Source organism: Ruegeria sp. SAZD011, from assembly GCF_059612545.1.
This window is the reverse complement of the sequence record NZ_JBXWQU010000023.1, coordinates 79,150-96,898: the sequence shown is the minus strand read 5'-3', so window position 1 is coordinate 96,898 and position 17,749 is coordinate 79,150. Positions and strand designations below refer to the sequence as shown.

General features: G+C 65.2%; 17 protein-coding genes. 13 read left to right on the top strand and 4 right to left on the bottom strand.

The features are described 5' to 3' along the window. Window positions 1-51 precede the first annotated feature (51 nt). Together AC2FLM_RS12160 and AC2FLM_RS12155 are read right to left on the bottom strand one after the other, a co-directional pair. Window positions 52-1,353, bottom strand: a complete 1,302-nt coding sequence (locus AC2FLM_RS12160) for a type I glutamate--ammonia ligase (RefSeq protein ID WP_496858206.1) — start codon at window positions 1,351-1,353, stop codon at window positions 52-54. 1 nt (window position 1,354) lies between these two features. Further along, on the bottom strand, window positions 1,355-2,197 hold the full coding sequence (locus AC2FLM_RS12155) for a MurR/RpiR family transcriptional regulator (RefSeq protein ID WP_234145133.1): 843 nt from the start codon (window positions 2,195-2,197) through the stop codon (window positions 1,355-1,357). Window positions 2,198-2,243: 46 nt separating this feature from the next. On the opposite strand from AC2FLM_RS12155, the gene AC2FLM_RS12150 reads away from it, so the two are divergent. The 9 genes from AC2FLM_RS12150 to AC2FLM_RS12110 all read left to right on the top strand — a co-directional run bounded on the left by AC2FLM_RS12150 (window position 2,244) and on the right by AC2FLM_RS12110 (window position 9,745). Continuing rightward, the gene (locus AC2FLM_RS12150) at window positions 2,244-3,050 is read left to right on the top strand and encodes an N-formylglutamate amidohydrolase (protein WP_496858203.1); all 807 of its coding nucleotides are present in this window, start codon (window positions 2,244-2,246) and stop codon (window positions 3,048-3,050) included. Next, on the top strand, window positions 3,047-3,688 hold the full coding sequence (locus AC2FLM_RS12145; RefSeq protein WP_234183636.1) for a cysteine hydrolase family protein: 642 nt from the start codon (window positions 3,047-3,049) through the stop codon (window positions 3,686-3,688). Before AC2FLM_RS12150 ends, AC2FLM_RS12145 begins: the two co-directional genes overlap by 4 nt. After that, on the top strand, window positions 3,681-4,406 hold the full coding sequence (locus tag AC2FLM_RS12140; protein WP_496858201.1) for an ABC transporter ATP-binding protein: 726 nt from the start codon (window positions 3,681-3,683) through the stop codon (window positions 4,404-4,406). The genes AC2FLM_RS12145 and AC2FLM_RS12140 overlap by 8 nt, the downstream gene beginning before the upstream one ends. 32 nt (window positions 4,407-4,438) lie before the next feature. Further along, window positions 4,439-5,593 carry an ABC transporter substrate-binding protein gene (locus tag AC2FLM_RS12135; RefSeq protein WP_496858199.1) on the top strand — a complete coding sequence of 385 codons (1,155 nt, stop codon included), beginning with the start codon at window positions 4,439-4,441 and terminating at the stop codon, window positions 5,591-5,593. Between the two features lie 62 nt (window positions 5,594-5,655). Next, a complete protein-coding gene (locus tag AC2FLM_RS12130; RefSeq protein WP_234145138.1) occupies window positions 5,656-6,354 on the top strand; it encodes an ABC transporter ATP-binding protein in 699 nt (232 codons plus the stop codon). A 1-nt stretch (window position 6,355) separates the two neighbouring features. After that, window positions 6,356-7,252, top strand: coding sequence for a branched-chain amino acid ABC transporter permease (locus tag AC2FLM_RS12125; RefSeq protein ID WP_496858196.1), 897 nt, complete (start codon window positions 6,356-6,358; stop codon window positions 7,250-7,252). After that, a complete protein-coding gene (locus tag AC2FLM_RS12120; RefSeq protein ID WP_496858194.1) occupies window positions 7,249-8,268 on the top strand; it encodes a branched-chain amino acid ABC transporter permease in 1,020 nt (339 codons plus the stop codon). The genes AC2FLM_RS12125 and AC2FLM_RS12120 overlap by 4 nt, the downstream gene beginning before the upstream one ends. 9 nt (window positions 8,269-8,277) lie before the next feature. Next, on the top strand, window positions 8,278-9,216 hold the full coding sequence (locus AC2FLM_RS12115) for an acetamidase/formamidase family protein (RefSeq protein ID WP_496858192.1): 939 nt from the start codon (window positions 8,278-8,280) through the stop codon (window positions 9,214-9,216). Window positions 9,217-9,499: 283 nt separating this feature from the next. Continuing rightward, window positions 9,500-9,745: an EF-hand domain-containing protein gene (locus AC2FLM_RS12110; protein WP_234145141.1), complete on the top strand. Its 246-nt coding sequence runs from the start codon at window positions 9,500-9,502 to the stop codon at window positions 9,743-9,745. A gap of 48 nt (window positions 9,746-9,793) precedes the next feature. On the opposite strand, the gene AC2FLM_RS12105 is transcribed toward AC2FLM_RS12110, so the two are convergent. Beyond that, entirely contained in the window at window positions 9,794-11,338 is a 1,545-nt protein-coding gene (locus AC2FLM_RS12105) for a trimethylamine methyltransferase family protein (RefSeq protein ID WP_496858190.1), read from the bottom strand. A 419-nt stretch (window positions 11,339-11,757) separates the two neighbouring features. On the opposite strand from AC2FLM_RS12105, the gene AC2FLM_RS12100 reads away from it, so the two are divergent. Further along, complete coding sequence (locus AC2FLM_RS12100; RefSeq protein ID WP_496858188.1) at window positions 11,758-12,276, top strand: outer membrane beta-barrel protein; 519 nt, start codon at window positions 11,758-11,760, stop codon at window positions 12,274-12,276. A gap of 43 nt (window positions 12,277-12,319) precedes the next feature. Here AC2FLM_RS12100 and AC2FLM_RS12095 read toward each other — a convergent pair whose 3' ends face one another. Further along, the gene (locus AC2FLM_RS12095; protein ID WP_496858186.1) at window positions 12,320-13,507 is read right to left on the bottom strand and encodes a pyridoxal phosphate-dependent aminotransferase; all 1,188 of its coding nucleotides are present in this window, start codon (window positions 13,505-13,507) and stop codon (window positions 12,320-12,322) included. Window positions 13,508-13,765: 258 nt separating this feature from the next. Between AC2FLM_RS12095 and cysS the strand changes: the two genes are divergently transcribed. The 3 genes from cysS (at window position 13,766) to AC2FLM_RS12080 (ending at window position 17,692) form a co-directional block, all read left to right on the top strand. Beyond that, window positions 13,766-15,163, top strand: a complete 1,398-nt coding sequence (gene cysS / locus AC2FLM_RS12090) for a cysteine--tRNA ligase (RefSeq protein ID WP_496858184.1) — start codon at window positions 13,766-13,768, stop codon at window positions 15,161-15,163. Window positions 15,164-15,278: 115 nt separating this feature from the next. Beyond that, complete coding sequence (gene cimA / locus AC2FLM_RS12085; RefSeq protein WP_496858182.1) at window positions 15,279-16,913, top strand: citramalate synthase; 1,635 nt, start codon at window positions 15,279-15,281, stop codon at window positions 16,911-16,913. Next, window positions 16,910-17,692, top strand: coding sequence for a squalene/phytoene synthase family protein (locus tag AC2FLM_RS12080; RefSeq protein ID WP_496858180.1), 783 nt, complete (start codon window positions 16,910-16,912; stop codon window positions 17,690-17,692). The genes cimA and AC2FLM_RS12080 overlap by 4 nt, the downstream gene beginning before the upstream one ends. Window positions 17,693-17,749 lie beyond the last annotated feature (57 nt).

Sequence of the window (17,749 nt, the reverse complement as noted above, 5' to 3'; positions counted from 1 at the left end):
AGCCCTCCCCGATCGGTCGGATCGCGTCAGCGATCCGAGACACCGAAACCTTCAGTAACTCGCCTCATAGACGGCGCAGCGCCCGGCTGTGTCCATCCCGGCCACATGGGCAATCTCGGACGCCTTGTGGGCCAGGTAGACCGGCACCAGCGGTTCGGGGAACCAGCCCGCCACGGTGGAATTGGCACCCAGCCGCTCCAGCGCCTCCTCCAGCGTTTGCGGCAGGCGAACGAGGCCGCGCGCATCCAGCGCCTCGGGGGGCAGCAGCGACAGGTCCTCTTCGGTTGGCTCGGGGGCCGACAATCCCTCTTCGATGCCCTGGCATCCCGCATGCACGATCGCGGCCAGCGCCAGATGCGGGCAGGCGGCGGCATCGGCGGCACGGTATTCGATATTGTACTGCCGCGCCACCGATGCCGGGTCCCGCGCCGTCACCGGGCAGATCCGCAGCGCCGCCTCGCGGTCGCGAAAGCCGAGGTTGTTATAGGCCGCCGACCAGCGATGCGGCGTCAGCCGCAGATAGGACACAACCGAGGGCGCGGTCAGTGCCAGGATACTGTCGAGGTATTTCAGCACCCCGGCGGCAAAGCTGGCGGTCAGGGTGGACATGCCGCAGGGGCCATCGGCATCATATGTGGCCGGGCTGCCATCGGCGTTTAGAAAGCTCATGTGGATATGCACCCCGTTGCCGACGCTGGCGGGGTCGCGGATCGGGGTAAAGGTGGCCTCTTGCCCCAGATGCCGCGCGGAGGATCGGGTGATCTCGCGCAGGATCACCGCCGCATCGGCCGCGCGCAGCCCGATTTCGGGGCCGATCACCACCTCGTACTGGTTGGGGCCGTATTCCTTCATGATACTGTCGGGCGACAGGCCCACTTGTGCCAGCCGCGCCATCAGCGTTTCGCACAGCGCGCGCTGCGCCTCGAACCCGCCGCGGCCATAGGCCTCGCCCACCGGGCCGGGGCCGCCGCGGATCTGGAACTCGTGCTCGAAGGCCGCCAGCAGCCGGGTACCGCTCAGCGCCTCCAGCCGGTCGAGCGCCCCGCGCAGCAGGGCGCGGGTGCACAGGTCCCAGGGACTGCCATCCAGTTCGACGATATCGCCCAGCATCAGACGCTCGGTCACATCGCCGAACGTCACTTCGACCTCGGCGTCTTCGTCGGGGATCAGCAGCAGATCGCCCAGCGCGCCATAGCGGCTGTCGCCGATGGTGTCGAAACAGGTGATCAGTGCGTTGGTGGGGGTCCAGCCGACGCCACGCACCAGCCGCTTGTCGCGATGCTCGGCCGGAAAAGCCTTGCCCCGCACCTTGCCCGCCAGATCGCAGGTTGCCGCAAAAATCAACGGTGTCATCTCAGCTCTCCCGTGCATGTCCCCTGGCCGCGTCCCAGGCTTCGATCCGGGCGCGGGTCTGGTCCCAATTGTCTTCGCCGACGCGGGTCGCCAGTGCCTCGGTCACCGCCAGCGCGGCCGAATAACTGTCCCAGATCGTGCCCGTCTCGATCGGCACCGCCAGCACCTCCGAGGCATGGCGGGTGGCCGGGGACAGCCATTTGTCGGTCATCAGCACCACATGCGCCTTGCGGTCGCGGGCGGCCTGTTCCGCCAGCCGGGCCAGATTGGTCTGGTAGCGGCGGAAATCAACCATGAAGAACACGTCGCCCGGTCGCATCCTCAGCAGGTATTCGGGCCAGGTCTCGGGGTCGCGGGGCAGGTGGAACACGCCCTGACGCGCCTGGCGCAGGTGAAACGACAGATGCTGGGCGATGGTGTCGCTGATCCGCCCGCCCAGCGCATAGACCGCGCGTTTGGGATCGCCCAGCAGGGCGCAGATGCGCGAGAATTGCCCCTCGGTGATCGCGTCGCGGGCCGAATGCAGCTGTGCGGCCGCGCGGGTCACGAATTCGTCCAGATAACCGCCCTCGATCCGGGTGCCGCCATCATGCAGTTCAACGGGCGAGCGGTCGCCCTCCTTCAGTTCCGAGATCAGGCGGCGCTGCATCTCCTGATACCCGCCCAGCCCGATCTTGGTCACGAAGCGGGTGATCGAGGGGGCCGAGACCTCGGCCCGTTCGGCCAGTTCCTGGATCGAGATCAGCCCGGCATAGGGATAATCCGACAGCAGCGCCGCAGCCAGCTTGCGCTCGGACTGGGTCAGGCTGTCGGCATGGGCCTCGATTGCATGGCGAATGGTCATGGGTCCGATTATGATGAGAATAAATTTTCATTCAATGGCAATTTTCTTGACATTGAAAAATTTCTTTCTCTACTCTGGCGGCATGCAAGCTGCTGCCACGCCTCTTTTGCTGACAGATGCGGATCCCGCGCCGGTCGACCTGGTGCAGGCCGACAGCGCCGTGCCGGTGCTGCTGGTCTGCGAACATGCCGGGCGGGCGGTGCCGCAAGCGCTCGGTGATCTGGGGCTGGCGCCGGGGGTGCTCGACAGTCATCGCGGCTGGGATATCGGGGCCGAGGCGGTGGCGCGCGCGGTGGCGGCGGAACTGGGGGCGCCGCTGATCCTGCAACGCTACAGCCGGCTGGTGATCGATGCCAACCGCCCGCCCCACAGCGGCGAGGCGATGCCGGAGGAGAGCGATGGCGCCGCCGTGCCTGGCAATCGCGGGCTGAGCAGCGCGGCGCGCGCCAGCCGCATCGCCGAAATCTTCGACCCGATGGATCGCCAGATCGTGCGCCTGCTGGACAGTCCGCCGCGCCGGGCGGCCTTTTCCATCCATTCCTACACGCCCAACCTGTCGGGGCAGCTGCGCCCCTGGCATGCCGGTTTCCTCAGCCGCCGCAGTCGCGCCACCGCCGAGGCGCTGCGCGACCACATCGCCGACCGCCGCCCCGATCTGGTGCTGGCGATCAACGAACCCTACCGGATCGAGGATGCGACAGACTGGTTCATCCCGGTCCATGCCGAGGCCCGTGGCCTGCCGCATTGCCTGATCGAGATTCGCAACGACCAGATCGACAGCGCCCCCGGCGCGGCCTTGTGGGCCGGGCTGCTGGCTGCTGCGATCGCCCATGTGATGGAGAGCCTGACATGACCCTGACCCGTGATCTGCCGCTGATCCCGGCGCAATCGGCGCTGCTGTTCATCGACGTTCAGAACTTTTCGGCCCATCGCAAGGGGGCCGAGTTCGACGGGCTGGACCCCGCCGAATTCGATGCCAGATATGGCTGGTATTTCGACCAGCTCGACAGCCGTGTGATCCCCAACATGCAGGCGGTACAGGCGGCCTGCCGCGCGGCCGGGGTCGAGGTGATGTATACCACCATCGAAAGCCTGACACTGGACGGGCGCGACCGCTCGCTGGATTACAAGATCACCGGGTTCAACGTGCCCAAGGGCTCGTGGGACGGCAAGGTGATCGACCAGATCGCGCCAGAGGGGGATGAGATCGTGCTGCCCAAGGGGTCGTCCTCGGTCTTTGTCTCGACCCATATCGACTATGTGCTGCGCAATCTGGGCGTGCGGCAACTGGTGATTTCGGGTCTGATCACCGATCAATGCGTCGAAAGCGCCATCCGCGATGCCTGCGACCTAGGCTATCTGGTGACCCAGGTCAGCGATGCCTGCCTCACATACAGCCAGGCGCGGCATGACAATTCGCTTTCGGCGATCAAGGGCTATTGCCGACAGGTGACCACGCAAGAGCTGGTGGCGGAGCTGGCCCGTGCTTGAACTCAAGGGTCTCAGCAAGTCCTTTGGTGGCGTGCAGGCGGTGCGCGATGTGTCGATGCGGCTGGCGGCGGGGCAGGTGCATGGGTTGATCGGCCCCAATGGCGCGGGCAAGAGCACGCTGGTGAACCTGATCTCGGGCCTGCTGTCTCATTCGGCGGGGACATTGACGCTGGACGGGCAATCGCTTGACGGGATGAGCGCGCCGCGCCGGGCCGAATACGGCATCGCGCGCACCTTTCAGAACCTGCGGGTGTTTCCGGCGCTGACGGTGGAACAGAATATCGACGTCGCCCGCTATACCGCCGCGCGGGCCGGGCGCGGTGCCGATGCGCTGGTGGCCGAGGCGATGGTCCAGTTCGATCTGGACAGCCGCCGCAACAGCCGCGCCGATGCGCTGGCCTATGGCCAATTGCGCCGGCTGGAAATCGTGCGCGCGCTGGCATTGGCGCCGCGGGTGCTGATGCTGGACGAACCGGCGGCGGGCATGAACGAACAGGAGACCCAGGCACTGGGCCGCGCGCTGCAATGGGTGCGCGGCCAGACCGATTGCGCATTGCTGGTCATCGACCACGACCTGAAATTCATCATGTCGCTGTGCGAACGGATCACGGTGCTGAACATGGGCGCGGTGATCGCCGAAGGCACCCCGCGCAAGGTATCGGAAAACAGGCAGGTCATCGACGCATATCTGGGAGAAGGCAACGACCACGCCGCCTGAACGGGGCGGCGGGCAACCAACAGGAGAATGACATGAGAAAGACCTCGATCGCGGCTCTGGCCTGCGTTGCACTGGCAAGCCCCGCGCTGGCGGCGGACACCATCAAGATCGGCCTCGGCGTGCCGATGACCGGCGATTATGCGCCCTATTCCGAATGGCAGGGCGCGCGCTGCATGGCGGACATGATCAACGCCAAGGGTGGCGTCAACGGCATGAAGATCGAAGTGCTGATCCAGGACAGTGGCGCCGACACGCAGACCGCCATCAGCCTGGCGCAGAAGTTCCTGGACGAGGGCGCGGTGATGCTGGGCACCATCCCGTTCTCGGACACGATGATCCCGGTGGCGCAGGTCGCACAGGGTTATGGCGTATCGATCTTTCAGCCGCAATCGACCCAGGTCGAAATGCATGCGGGCATTGTCGACAACTTCTTTACCGGCGTCTCCCCCGACCCGTTCACCGCCACTGCGGCGGCCAATCATGCGCTCAGCCTCGGGGTCAAGAACGTGGTGCTGATGACCTCGGACGAGGGCGGCTCGTGGTCGGCGCGCACGCCGCTCTGGTTCGGCGATGTGGTCGAGGCCGGGGGCGGCAAGGTGTTGAGCAAGCTCAACTTCTCCTTCGGAACCTCGGACTGGTCGCCGCAGATCGCCGAGATGAAAGCATTGGGCGAGCAGATCGACGCGGTCTATATCTCGTCCATCATGCCCGATATCGCGGTGCTGATCCGGCAGATGCGCAGCGCCGGGATCGAGGCCTATGTGGTGGGCTCGGACGGGTTTGACGACCCGTCGCTGGATGCCATCGGCACGGATGATCCGGCGATGCTGGACAAGGTGTTCTTTGCCACGCTGGCGCCCAGCCATGCCGATAGCGCGGTGGTCAAGTTCATCGCCGAGTGCAAGGAGATGGGGATCGACGTGCCGGGCCTGTTCCCGGCCACCGGCGCCGACACGGTCAAGGCGGTCGCCTGGGCGGTGGAACAGTCGGGCAGCACCGATCCGGTCACCCTGGCCGAGACCCTGCGCAACGCCGACAGCATCCCGGTGATGTCGGTGGATGCGATCTCGTTCAAGGAGACCCGGACCTATGCGCAGCGCACCATTCCGGTGATCGGCTTCCAAGGTGGCAAGCGGGTGCTGATCTCGAACGAGGTTCCCGCCAACACGCCCATGGACTGGAACTGAGGCTGAACTGAGGCTGGGGCGGGGCCGTACTGGCCCCGCCGGAACCAAATCTGGGGCGGCGGATGCTGAATGTCACGGACCTGCGGGTCTATCACGGGCCGATCGAGGCGGTGCACGGGATCACCTTTCAGGTGAAGCCGGGGCAATGCGTCTCGCTGTTGGGGCCGAACGGGGCGGGCAAGACCTCGACCCTGTCGGCGATCACCGGCATCGCGCGGGCCACGGGCGCCATCGCCTTTGACGGCACCGACATGGGGGGCCTGCCGGTCGAGGCGCGGATGCGGCGCGGGCTGGCCATCTCGCCCGAGGGGAGGCGCGTCTTTGCCAACCTGACGGTGACCGAGAACCTGCGGCTGGGTGCCGCGATGCGGCCCGAGGGGCAGGCGGAACGGATCGCGCGCTGGTTCGACACCTTTCCCATTCTGGGCGAGCGGCGCGACCAGCAGGCGGGCACCCTGTCAGGGGGTGAACAGCAGATGCTGGCGATTGCCCGCGCGCTGATGTCCGAACCGCGCATCCTTCTCTTGGACGAACCCAGCCTGGGGCTGGCGCCGCGCATCGTGGCGCAGATCTTCGCCATGATCGAAACGCTGCGCCAGCAGGGGATGACCATCCTGCTGGTCGAACAGAACGCAACCCAGGCTCTGAGGCTGTCGGACTATGCCTATCTGCTCAACAACGGGCGCATCGTGGCCGAGGGAACGGCCGGGACACTGGGCCAGAGCGACGCGCTGATGGCGGAACTGACGGGGATCGGCTGAGATGGACTATGTTGCGCAGCAGGCGATGAACGCCCTCTCTTTCGGTGCCGAATACGCGCTCTTGGCGCTGGGGCTGGCCATCGTGTTCTCGATCATGGGGCTGGTGAATTTCGCCCATGGCGAGATCATCGCGGTGGGCGGCTATACCATGGTGGCCATGGCCGCGCTGGCGCTGAGCAATCCGCTGATCGTGATCGGGGCGGCGGTGCTGGCGGCGGTGGCGGGCTCCATGCTGCTGGAGCGGGTGGCGTTCCGCCCGGTGCGCTATGCCGATCCGACCACGGGGTTGCTCACGGCCTTTGGCGTCTCGATCGTGTTGCAGAACCTGTTCCTGCTGCTGGTCTCGCCCCGGCCGATCGCGGTGACCTCTCTTTACTTCCTCGACTGGCCCGTCGATCTGGGCGCGATCCGGGTGTCCTCGCTGCAACTGTTCGAGGCGCTGACCACGGCGGTGGTGATCGTGGCGCTGATGCTGTTTCTGCGCCGTACCGTGCTGGGGCTTGCGATGCGGGCGGCGTCGCTGGATTTCGAGATGGTGCGGCTGAGCGGTATCCGCGCCAACCGGGTCTTTGCCATGGCATTTGCCATCTCGGGCCTGCTGGCGGGGATCGCCTGTGTGTTCATCATGGCGCGGCGCGGTTCGGTCGATCCGCATCTGGGGTTCGACCCGGTGCTCAAGGCCTTTGTCGCCTGTGTGGTGGGCGGCTTTGGCAGCTTGCCGGGCGCGGTGCTGGGTGGTTTCCTGCTGGGCGCGATCGAGGTGGCGATGCTGGTGATGCTGCCGCAATCGCTGGGCGGGATGACCGACGCATTCGTGTTCGGCATCATCGCGATGGTGCTGATCTGGCGGCCTGACGGCATCCTGTCGCCGCCGGTCGAGAAGGGGGACAAGATATGACCCTGTCCCGGGCCCAGCGCCGTGGCATTGTCGGCGCCGCGCTGCTTGCACTGATCCTGATCGTGATCGGTCTGGCCGCCACCTGGTTCGGCTCGCGCTATCAGTTGCGGCTGGTCTATGGCGCCTATGTCAACTTGTTGGTGGTGCTGGCGCTGCAAGTATTCATGGGCAATGCGCGGGTCACCAATCTCAGCCATTCCGCCTTTATGGGGATCGGCGCCTATGCCGCCGCGATCTGCGTGACGCCGGAGAAGATCAAGGCGATCTCGCTGCCCGATGCGCCCTGGGGGTTGAACGCATTCGCGCTCGACCCGGTCAGTTCGGCGCTGATCGCGCTGGTGCTGACCGGGCTGGTGGCCTGGCTGGTGGGGGTGTTCATCGTGCGGTTGACCGGCATCGGCGCCACCATCGTGTCGCTGGCGGTGCTGGTCATCGTGCATGGGCTGTTCCTCTACCGCACGGATATCTTCAAGGGGAACCAGGCGTTCTTCGGCATTCCGCAACTCTTCAACCTGACCTGGGTGGTGGGGCTGGCGGTGCTGGTGGTGTTTATCACCCGTGGATTTCGCGAGAGCCGCTGGGGCGTTGCCCTGCGTGCCTCGGCCGATGACGAGGTGGGCGCCGCCACCATGGGGGTGGATATCCACCGCCTGCGGCTGATGGCCTGGGTGCTGTCGGGGGTGCTGCTGGCGGTGGCGGGCATCGCCTATGCCTATTACCTGGGCACGATCTCGGCGCGGCCCTTCTATTTCAACCATGTATTCCTGACACTTGCCATGCTGATCCTGGGAGGGATGCGGACGGTGACAGGGGCGGTGCTGGGCACCTTTCTGATCTCGTTCGGGCTGGAATGGGTGCGCTGGCTGGAAACCGGTCCGGTGGTGCTGGGCATCGACCTGCCCGAGGCGCTGGGCCTGTCGGGCATCGTGCTGGGCGGGGTGATCGTGCTGACCATGGCGCTGCGCCCCGGCGGGCTGATGGGCGACCGCGAAATCGAGGATCTGATCTTGAAATAGGAGACGGCAATGGGCTGCAATCACACGATCCACAAGCACTCTCACCATTTCGGCTGGGACAACAGCATCGAGCCGGTGTTGCGGGTCACCCCCGGCCAGACGGTCGAGATCGAGACGATTGACAGCTCGGGCGGGCAATTGGGGCCGGGGTCGACCCTGGCCGATCTGGGCGCGCTGTCGTTCGACAAGGTGAACCCGGTGACCGGCCCCATCCATATCGACGGGGCCGAGCCGGGTGACGCGGTGGCGATCAGCTTTCTCGATTTCAAGCCCTCGGGCTGGGGCTGGACGGCGAATATCCCCGGTTTCGGCCTGCTGACCGACCAGTTCCCCGATCCCGCCCTGCATATCTGGAGCTATGACAAGGTGGCGATGCGGCCCGCGCTTTACGGCCCGGGGGGGCAGGTGCCGCTGAAGCCTTTTGTGGGCACCATCGGGCTGGCACTGGCAGAGGCGGGCAATCATTCGTTGGTGCCGCCGCGCCGGGTGGGCGGCAATCTGGACATTCGCGACAATGCGGTGGGCACCACGCTCTATCTGCCGGTCGAGGTGGCGGGCGGGTTGTTGTCGCTGGGCGACACCCATGCCGCGCAGGGAGATGGCGAGATCTGTGGCACCGCCATCGAAAGCCCGATGGATGTGGCGATCAGGATCGACCTGCTCAAGGGCGCCGATCTGGCCTTTCCCCGGTTCGAGACCGACGGACCGGTCAGCCGCCATTTCGACGGTGCAGGCTACAAGGCCACCACCGGGATCGGCCCCGACCTGATGCAGGCGGCGCGCGATGCGGTGTCGGGCATGATCGACTGGATTGCCGCCACCACGGGGATGAGCGCGCTGGACGCCTATATGCTCTGCTCGGTCTGTGGCGATCTGCGCATCAGCGAGATCGTGGACATGCCGAACTGGACCGTGAGTTTCTACTTTCCCAAGACCGCGCTCGGCTGAACCGCCGCACGCGCGACTCGGGTCGTCCGGTATCCGGCGCCGTGCAGACAGGTTTCCGGCAAGAGCCTGCCGGATCCGGGCGATATCATCCGAGGAGTTCCGCCGAAACCGCTCGGGCGCGCGGCGGCGGGCGGCACGTTGCCGACGGGTTACGGGACAACCGGCACCTGTCAGCGCGAATCCGGGTCGTCGGTCCGCGCAAGGTGACAGCGATGTGCAGAGAGGGGACTGTGGTCCTGTCCGGACAAGACAGAGACATAACCCCACTTGAGGAGAGACTCAGATGACACCGAAACTGCTGGCCCTGCTGGGCGCCCTGGGATTGGCCCTGCCTGCGACCGCCTGGGCGCAAAGCAGCGCGGATACGGATGGCGACGGCGTGCTGACCCTGACCGAGGTTCAGGCCGCCAACCCCGAGGTGAACGCAGAAACCTTTGTGCGGATGGACGCCAATGGTGATGCGGTCCTCGATTCCGAGGAGGTGGCCGCCGCACAAGAGGCAGGTCTGCTGCCCGCCAGCGACGGCTAACCGCCGTCAGGAACGGCGGCTTTGGGGCCGCCGTTTTTATTCAAGGTGTTACGCGGGCAAGTGAATGTTGAACTTCGCCCGTATTGCCGCATCGGTGGCGGCATCGAACCGCGCCGGAGAGCGTTCGGCCAGAATGGCCTCCTTGCGGGCCACGGCCTTGGCGATCAGGTCGGGCTTGTCCTTTTCCACCCATTCCTTTGGCGAGGTCCGGTCCCCCAGCGTGGGATAGACATAGTCCACCTGCATCCGGCCCAGCGTCTGGTCGGTACCCAGATAATGGCCGCTGCCGCCCAGACAGACCTCGGCGATCTGATCCACCGCAAGCGTCTCGTCGGTCACTTCGATGCCGCGCACGCAGCGCAGCGCCTGGCCGATCAGGTCGTCGGACAGGATCAGGCTCTCATGGCAGAAGCCCAGCAGCGACGCATGCATGCCCGCCGCCTCGTAAACCATGTTCAACCCCGACAGACCCGCCATGACGTTCGAGCACATCTGCTCCCACCCGGCCTGCATGTCCGGCAGTTTGCTGTCGGCGATCCCCGCCGCCGCGCCGCCGGGCAGATCGTAGAAACGGTGCATCTGGGCACAGCCCGCAGTCAGCAGCGCCTGTTCTCCCGACCCGCCGGTCATCGCGCCGGTGCGCAGGTCCAGGCCAAAGGGCCAGGTGCCAAAGATCGCGGGCGCACCCGGCTTGACCGCGTTCACGTAGACCAGACCGGCCAGGCATTCGGCCACCGCCTGAACGATGGCGCCTGCCACGGTCGAGGGCGCGGTGGCCCCGGCCATGCCCGCCGACAGCAACAGCACCGGCATGCCGTGCTTGATGCATTCCTCCATCACCAGACAGGATTCGGTGGCAAACTTCATCGGCGGCACAACAAAGCAGTTGGAGTTCGACACGAAGGGCCGCTCGCGCCAGTTGGCCTCGCCTCCGGCGATCATGTGCAGCATTTCGATGGCGGGCGCCACATAGGACGGATCGGTAAAGGACACGCCGACATGCTTGTACGTGCCTGAGCAACAAGCATAAATCGTGTTCATATCCATTTCGAAATTGTCGCTGATGTCGCGACAGACCATCGGGCGTTGCACGAAATGGATATTGTCGAGCCGTTCGCAGATCCGCGAGGCGTCGTGCAGATCCTGCACCGTCGAATCGCGGTATTCGCGGCCATCGACATCGACCATGTGAACCGCCGCGCCTGCGGTGCCGTAATGGACCCGCGTACCCGAAAGCTCGAGATCGGTCTTGCCGTCGCGACTGTAGAGCGTCACCGAGCGGTTGGCGCGGGCCAGCGTGTCCTCGACCAGAGCGCGGGGAAAGCGGATGCGCTTGTCCTCGCCCAGGATACAGCCGGCGCCGACCAGATAGTCGACGCCGCTTTGCGGGGCATCGGCCAGACCGATCCGCTCCAGCGCGTCGAGGGCCGCGGCATGGATACGCTCCATGTCCTGTTGGCTCAGAAGGTTCAGCGCGCCACCGCTCATACCGGGGCGGATGGGGCGCAGATGGTCGGGAAGCGCGGCAGAGCGGGCGGCGCGACGGGCCGAACGCCCGCCCGCACGGGCAGTGCTACGAGTCTGATCGTTCATGCAGGTAGAATCCTGGTGAGTTTGGGAATGGATAAGGAAGAAAACGCGTCAGCGGTGGCCAGGCCGACCCCGTGCGGCACGCCCCCGGTCGGCACCGATGGTGCGGCTTACCAGGCAGATCTTGCTGCGTTCCTCTTGCATGCTTGCGCTCCTCATCCTGTGGCAGAATGCCATCCCGATCCGACCTGATCTGTCCTGTTTGCGACCTGCGTGTCGCAGCGCTCGTGCGCGGGATTCCGCGACGCTCTAGCCCCCCTGTGGCGGGTTCCGGCCCAGCCTGCAGGGCCGTGGCTCTGGCGGCTTGAAGCAAGTGACGACAAGGCGCATCTGTCTGGTGGCGACAGGAGAGCGACGCTGAAAAAGATATTGGTGACAATATCTTGCCGGGTTTCTCTTGTCCCGTGGCAAGGAGTAGAACAATGAAGCATTTGGTTCCCGCGCTGGTCGCGGTATCTATGGCCGCCGCCCCGGCAATCGCAGGTGACTGGAGCGGCGCCTATCTGGGGCTGGGTGTCGGTTATGGCGATGTCGATGGCCCCGGCGCGCGCGATGGCGAGGCCGCTACCTTTGGCGGCCATATCGGGTACAACTTTGATCTGGGCAACCGGTTCGTCATGGGCGGTGAACTGGAATATGACCGGGTCAACAACGATCTGGGCGGCGGTGGTGGCACGCTGGACGAGATCGGGCGGATCAAGGTCAAGGCCGGTTACGACTTTGGCCCGGTGCTGGGCTATGGCGTGCTGGGGGCGGCGCGCGCCACCTCGACATTCGGCAATGAAAACGGTCTGGTCTATGGCTTGGGTCTGGCAATGCCGGTGACCGACTACCTGTCGGTCAGCGGCGAGGTGCTGCGCCACCAGTTCAACGATTTTGGCGGCGCCGGAAGCGATTTCGACGTCAACACCTTCAACCTGCGGGCATCGCTGCGGTTCTGACGCGACCGAAATCAAGGGCGGGCGGCCTGCGGGCCGCCCGATATCAGCCTTCGGACAGGCCAGACGCCTGCTGCGCCGCAAAGTGACAGAGCGTTTTGAGTGCCTCAACAAAGGCATCATCGGCGACGGTCATCGCCACCCGGACATGGCCCGCCGCCGCCTTGCCAAAGCTCTCCCCGGGCATCACGGCGATATGGTGGGTCTCCAGCAAGGCTGTGGCAAATGCCTCGCCCGACAGGCCGGTCGCCCGAATATCCAGCATCAGATACATCGCCCCCTGGGCCGGGCTGAGACGGACGGCATTCTGACCCGCCAGGATGTGCCGCGCCAGGTCGCGACGGCGACGAAAGGGCGCTGCGATCTCCTCTTCCAGATCCCGTCCCTGACCCAGGGCAAAAACCGCCGCATCCTGCACAAACCCGGGCACACCATAGGTGGTGTGGGTGGCCAGCGTGATCAGATGCGAAATCGCCTCTTCCGGTCCGACGATCCAGCCGCAGCGCGACCCGGTCATGGCATGGGACTTGGACATCGAACCGACAACCAGCGTGCGCTCGGCCATTCCGGGCAAAGCGCGGGGGGACAGATGCGCCCCTTCCCAGATCTGGGTGTCATAGACCTCGTCCGAGATCAGCCACAGATCGCGGTCTCGGCAGACATTGGCGATCTCCTCCAGCGTTTCGTGGCTATAGACCACTCCTGTCGGGTTGTTGGGCGAGTTGATGAGCAGCGACACCGCCCCTTTTGCCTCGGCCTCGATCACGTCGGGACGCGGCTGGAACCCGTCCTCGGCCCTCGCAATCACGGCGCGGGGCAGGGCACCGACACCGCGAATCGTGCCTGGATAGGTGGCGTAATAGGGATCGACAAACAGCGCCATATCCCCGGGATCACAAGCGGCACTATGCGCCGCGAAGAGGGCCGCCTGACCGCCCGGTGTGATCAGCACGTTGTCGCGGGTCGTGCGTTGACCGGTCCGTTCCTGCACCCTTGCGGCCACGGTATCGCGCAACAGGGCCGTGCCCGGAACCATGGCATACCCGGTATGACCACCGCGCGCAGAGCGGTCCATGGCATCGAGAATCGAGCTGTGCGTCCGCGTGTCATGCTCGCCAATGGTCAGTTCGGTCACCGCGATGCCTTCGGCGATCATCCGCCGCGCCCGCAGGAACAGGTCCCATCCGTCCGATCCGCCCCCGGTCAGGCCGGTTATCCGCCGTGACAGTCTCATCCCGCTTCCCTTGCCTGAGTCCCAGGCGGAGAGGGGCAGAGCCGGTTCCGCTTGTCAATTGCCGTCCGGATTTCATGTTGGAGAAGCAGGCCCGGCGTGCTAAGGGATGATCCATGACCCGCACCATTCGCATCATTATCTGCTGCATTACCCGCTGATCCATTCGCGGGCTGGTCATTCGTCGTTTTCTTCGCAAAGACAAGTTGCTAAGCCCGCGCTGACAAGCGCCTGCCGCATGCTGTTGAGGAACAAGACCCGATGACGACGATCAAGCTGCACAACACACGGACGCGGACAAAGGAAGAGTTTGTCCCGATCGACCCCCAGAACGTGCGCATGTATGTCTGCGGTCCCACGGTCTATGACCGGGCGCATCTGGGCAACGCGCGACCCGTGGTGGTGTTCGACGTGCTCTACCGGTTGCTGCGCCATGTCTATGGCGCGGATCACGTGACCTATGTGCGCAACTTCACCGACGTCGACGACAAGATCAACGCGCGCGCGGCTGAGAGCGGGCGGCCCATCGGCGACATCACCGCCGAGACGACCCAGTGGTTTCTGGACGACATGGGCGCGCTTGGCGCGTTGGAGCCCGACCACATGCCGCGCGCCACAGAGTACATCCCGCAGATGGTGGCGATGATCGAAAGCCTGATCGCCAAGGGCCATGCCTATGCGGCCGAGGGGCATGTGCTGTTCGCGGTGGATTCGTGGAAAGAGCATTACGGCAAGCTCTCGGGCCGCTCGGTCGATGACATGATCGCGGGCGCCCGGGTCGAGGTCGCGCCCTACAAGAAGAACCCGATGGATTTCGTTCTGTGGAAACCCTCGACCCCCGATCTGCCCGGCTGGGACAGCCCCTGGGGCCGGGGGCGGCCCGGCTGGCATATCGAATGCTCGGCCATGAGTTTCGAACTTCTGGGCGAAAGCTTCGACATCCATGGTGGCGGCAACGACCTGATGTTTCCGCATCACGAGAACGAAATCGCGCAAAGCTGCTGCGCCCATCCCGAGGGTCGTTTTGCGAATGTCTGGCTGCATAACGAGATGTTGCAGGTCGAGGGCAAGAAGATGTCCAAGTCGCTGGGCAATTTCTTTACCGTGCGCGACCTGCTGGATCAGGGCATCCCGGGCGAGGTGATCCGCTTCGTGTTCCTGAGTACCCATTACCGCAAGCCGATGGACTGGACCGAGAAGAAGGCGAAAGAGGCAGAAGCAACCCTGCGCAAGTGGTGGCGGTTGACTGCTCCTCTTGATGAACTGGAAATCAAACCATCGCCGCAGTTCATTGATGCATTGACAGATGATCTGAATACGCCTGGTGCGATTGCGGAGTTGCATCGCCTGGCTAAAGAGAAGGACTATGCGGCGCTTGAAGCGGGCTTGGAGATGCTCGGGCTGCAAGAGACTGTGAATTTTGGGGTGGCCTCTTTCGGTTTTTCAACAAGTGTGGAAGTTCTGGAAGCGGCGAACGATCTAGCGCGTCGCTGGATGGCCTTTCGCGATGCGAAGAACTTCGAAGCAGCTGATAGACTAAAGAAAAGCGCGTTGCTCGCTGGTGTTGATCTCAGTGTTTCAAAAGAGGGTGGCATTCAAGTTCCCAGTGCAACGATCAAAGGAAGCCCAACAGTTGATGAACTGGAGGTCCTGAAATGACCCTCCATCGCGAATGCCCCGCCCGGGCTTGCCCGGGCCGCGCCCGACCCGCCCCCATGGGCGGGCGCGATGCGCCCACCCCGGGCCGGGCGCGGCCCTGTCGAGGAGACACCGCATGACCCGCGAGCGCCTCTATCTCTACGATACCACCCTGCGCGACGGGCAGCAGACCCAGGGCGTGCAATTCTCGACCCCGGAAAAACTGCGCATCGCGGGTGCGCTCGACAGCCTCGGCATCGACTATATCGAGGGCGGCTGGCCCGGTGCCAACCCCACCGACAGCGCGTTTTTCGAGGCCGCGCCAGCGACCCGCGCCAAGCTGACTGCCTTTGGCATGACCAAACGGTCGGGCCGCTCGGCGGAAAATGACGATGTGCTGGCCGCCGTGATGAACGCGGGCACGGGCACCGTTTGTCTGGTCGGCAAGGCGCATGATTACCATGTGACCCAGGCTCTGGGGATCGAGCTGGCCGAGAATACCGAGAATATCCGCGCCTCGATGGCCCATATCGTGGCGCAGGGGCGCGAGGCGCTGTTTGATGCCGAGCATTTCTTTGACGGCTATCGCGACAATCCCGCCTATGCGCTGGAGGTCTGCCGCGCCGCGCTGGAGGCAGGCGCGCGCTGGATCGTGCTGTGCGACACCAATGGCGGCGCCATGCCCGCCGATGTGGCCCGCGTGGTGGGTGAGGTGATTGCCGCCGGTATTCCCGGTGACCGGCTGGGCATCCATTGCCACAATGATACCGATCAGGCGGTGGCCTGTTCGCTGGCCGCCGTGATGGCGGGCGCGCGCCAGATCCAGGGCACGCTGAACGGGCTGGGCGAGCGCTGTGGCAATGCCAACCTGACCTCGCTGATCCCGACCTTGCTGCTGAAGGAACCTTATGCCAGCCGGTTCGAAACCGGTGTCAGCGCGGGGGCGCTGGCCGACCTGACCCGGATCAGCCGCATGCTGGATGATATCCTGAACCGGGTGCCGGTGAAACAGGCGCCCTATGTCGGCTCGTCCGCCTTTGCCCACAAGGCCGGGCTGCATGCCAGCGCCATCCTCAAGGATCCGTCGACCTATGAGCATATCGACCCGGGTCTGGTGGGCAACGAGCGCATCATTCCGATGTCGAACCAGGCGGGCCAGTCCAACCTGCGCAAGCGGCTGACCGATGCGGGGCTGAGCGTGTCGCAGGGCGACCCGGCGCTGGGTCATATTCTGGAGCGGATCAAGGCGCGCGAGGACGAGGGCTATTCCTACGACACCGCACAGGCCAGTTTCGAGCTGCTGGCGCGGCGCGAACTGGGCCAGATGCCCGCATTTTTCGAGGTCAAGCGCTACAAGGTCACGGTCGAGCGGCGCAAGAACAAGTATGACCGCATGGTCAGCCTCTCCGAGGCGGTCGTGGTGGTCAAGGTGGATGGCGAAAAGCTGCTTTCGGTCAGCGAGTCGCTGGACGAGACGGGCAGCGACCGCGGCCCGGTCAACGCGCTTTACAAGGCGCTGGCCAAGGATCTGGGGCGCTATTCGGCGATCCTGAGCGACATGCGGCTGGTGGATTTCAAGGTGCGCATTACGCAAGGCGGCACCGAGGCGGTGACCCGCGTCATCATCGACAGCGAGGATGGCAAGGGGCGGCGCTGGTCCACTGTGGGGGTCAGCGCCAACATAGTCGATGCCTCGTTCGAGGCGCTTCTTGACGCGATCAACTGGAAACTGCTGCGCGACTGCGCGGGGCAAGGGGTGGCGGCAGAGTGAGCGACGTCTTCGACGCCGATCTGACCGCCTGCGCCGAACTGGTCCAGCGCGCCGATCCGGAACGTTTCGCGGCGGCGATGGCGGCGCCGGTGGCGGCGCGGCGGGTGCTGTTCCCGCTCTACGCGCTGGCGGTCGAGGTGGCGCGCGCGCCCTGGGCCTCGGCCGAACCGATGATCGCCGAGATGCGGCTGCAATGGTGGCGCGACGCGCTCGAAGAGCTTGCCCTGGGCAAGCCAGCGCGCCGGCATCCGGTGGTGACGCCGCTGGCGGGTACCCTCAGCCCGCAGATGGCGGCGCGGCTGGATGGGTTCGTGGCGGTGCGGCGCTGGGACATCTATCGCGATCCGTTTGAGGATAAAGCCCACCTGACCCGTTACCTGGAACAGAGCAGCGCCAGCCTGCTTTGCGTTAGCGCGACGGCGCTGGGACAGGCGGACGAGGATGTCTTGCGCGATTACGGCTATGCGATGGGACTGGCCAACTGGTTCCGCGCCATCCCCGAGCTGGAGGCGCGCGGGCGCGTCCCGCTGCTCGATGGCACCCCTGCGGGTATCCGACGCCTTGCCGAAGAGGGGCTTGACCACCTGTCGCGCGCCCGTGCCAAACGCTCGCTGATTTCGCACGCCGCGCGGCCCGCGCTGCTGGCTGGTTGGCAAAGCGGCGCGCTGCTGCGTCAGGTTCAGAAACACCCCGCAAGCGTTGCGACCGGTCAGCTTGGCCTCAGCCCCTTTGCCCGTCACCTGCGCCTGGGCCTGCAGGCCGCGACCGGCCGCTGGTGAGGGGATTTGCGAGGCTCCGCCTCGCGCTTCGGAGTATTTTAAACCAGAAAGAAGCAG

What these genes read in the sequence shown, in the direction of transcription:
- AC2FLM_RS12160 (WP_496858206.1), bottom strand. Translation starts at nt 1,353, where the DNA reads ATGACACCGTTGATTTTTGCGGCAACCTGCGATCTGGCGGGCAAGGTG.
- AC2FLM_RS12155 (WP_234145133.1), bottom strand. Translation starts at nt 2,197, where the DNA reads ATGACCATTCGCCATGCAATCGAGGCCCATGCCGACAGCCTGACCCAG.
- AC2FLM_RS12145 (WP_234183636.1), top strand. Translation starts at nt 3,047, where the DNA reads ATGACCCTGACCCGTGATCTGCCGCTGATCCCGGCGCAATCGGCGCTG.
- AC2FLM_RS12135 (WP_496858199.1), top strand. Translation starts at nt 4,439, where the DNA reads ATGAGAAAGACCTCGATCGCGGCTCTGGCCTGCGTTGCACTGGCAAGC.
- AC2FLM_RS12130 (WP_234145138.1), top strand. Translation starts at nt 5,656, where the DNA reads ATGCTGAATGTCACGGACCTGCGGGTCTATCACGGGCCGATCGAGGCG.
- AC2FLM_RS12125 (WP_496858196.1), top strand. Translation starts at nt 6,356, where the DNA reads ATGGACTATGTTGCGCAGCAGGCGATGAACGCCCTCTCTTTCGGTGCC.
- AC2FLM_RS12120 (WP_496858194.1), top strand. Translation starts at nt 7,249, where the DNA reads ATGACCCTGTCCCGGGCCCAGCGCCGTGGCATTGTCGGCGCCGCGCTG.
- AC2FLM_RS12115 (WP_496858192.1), top strand. Translation starts at nt 8,278, where the DNA reads ATGGGCTGCAATCACACGATCCACAAGCACTCTCACCATTTCGGCTGG.
- AC2FLM_RS12110 (WP_234145141.1), top strand. Translation starts at nt 9,500, where the DNA reads ATGACACCGAAACTGCTGGCCCTGCTGGGCGCCCTGGGATTGGCCCTG.
- AC2FLM_RS12105 (WP_496858190.1), bottom strand. Translation starts at nt 11,338, where the DNA reads ATGAACGATCAGACTCGTAGCACTGCCCGTGCGGGCGGGCGTTCGGCC.
- AC2FLM_RS12100 (WP_496858188.1), top strand. Translation starts at nt 11,758, where the DNA reads ATGAAGCATTTGGTTCCCGCGCTGGTCGCGGTATCTATGGCCGCCGCC.
- AC2FLM_RS12095 (WP_496858186.1), bottom strand. Translation starts at nt 13,507, where the DNA reads ATGAGACTGTCACGGCGGATAACCGGCCTGACCGGGGGCGGATCGGAC.
- cysS (WP_496858184.1), top strand. Translation starts at nt 13,766, where the DNA reads ATGACGACGATCAAGCTGCACAACACACGGACGCGGACAAAGGAAGAG.
- cimA (WP_496858182.1), top strand. Translation starts at nt 15,279, where the DNA reads ATGACCCGCGAGCGCCTCTATCTCTACGATACCACCCTGCGCGACGGG.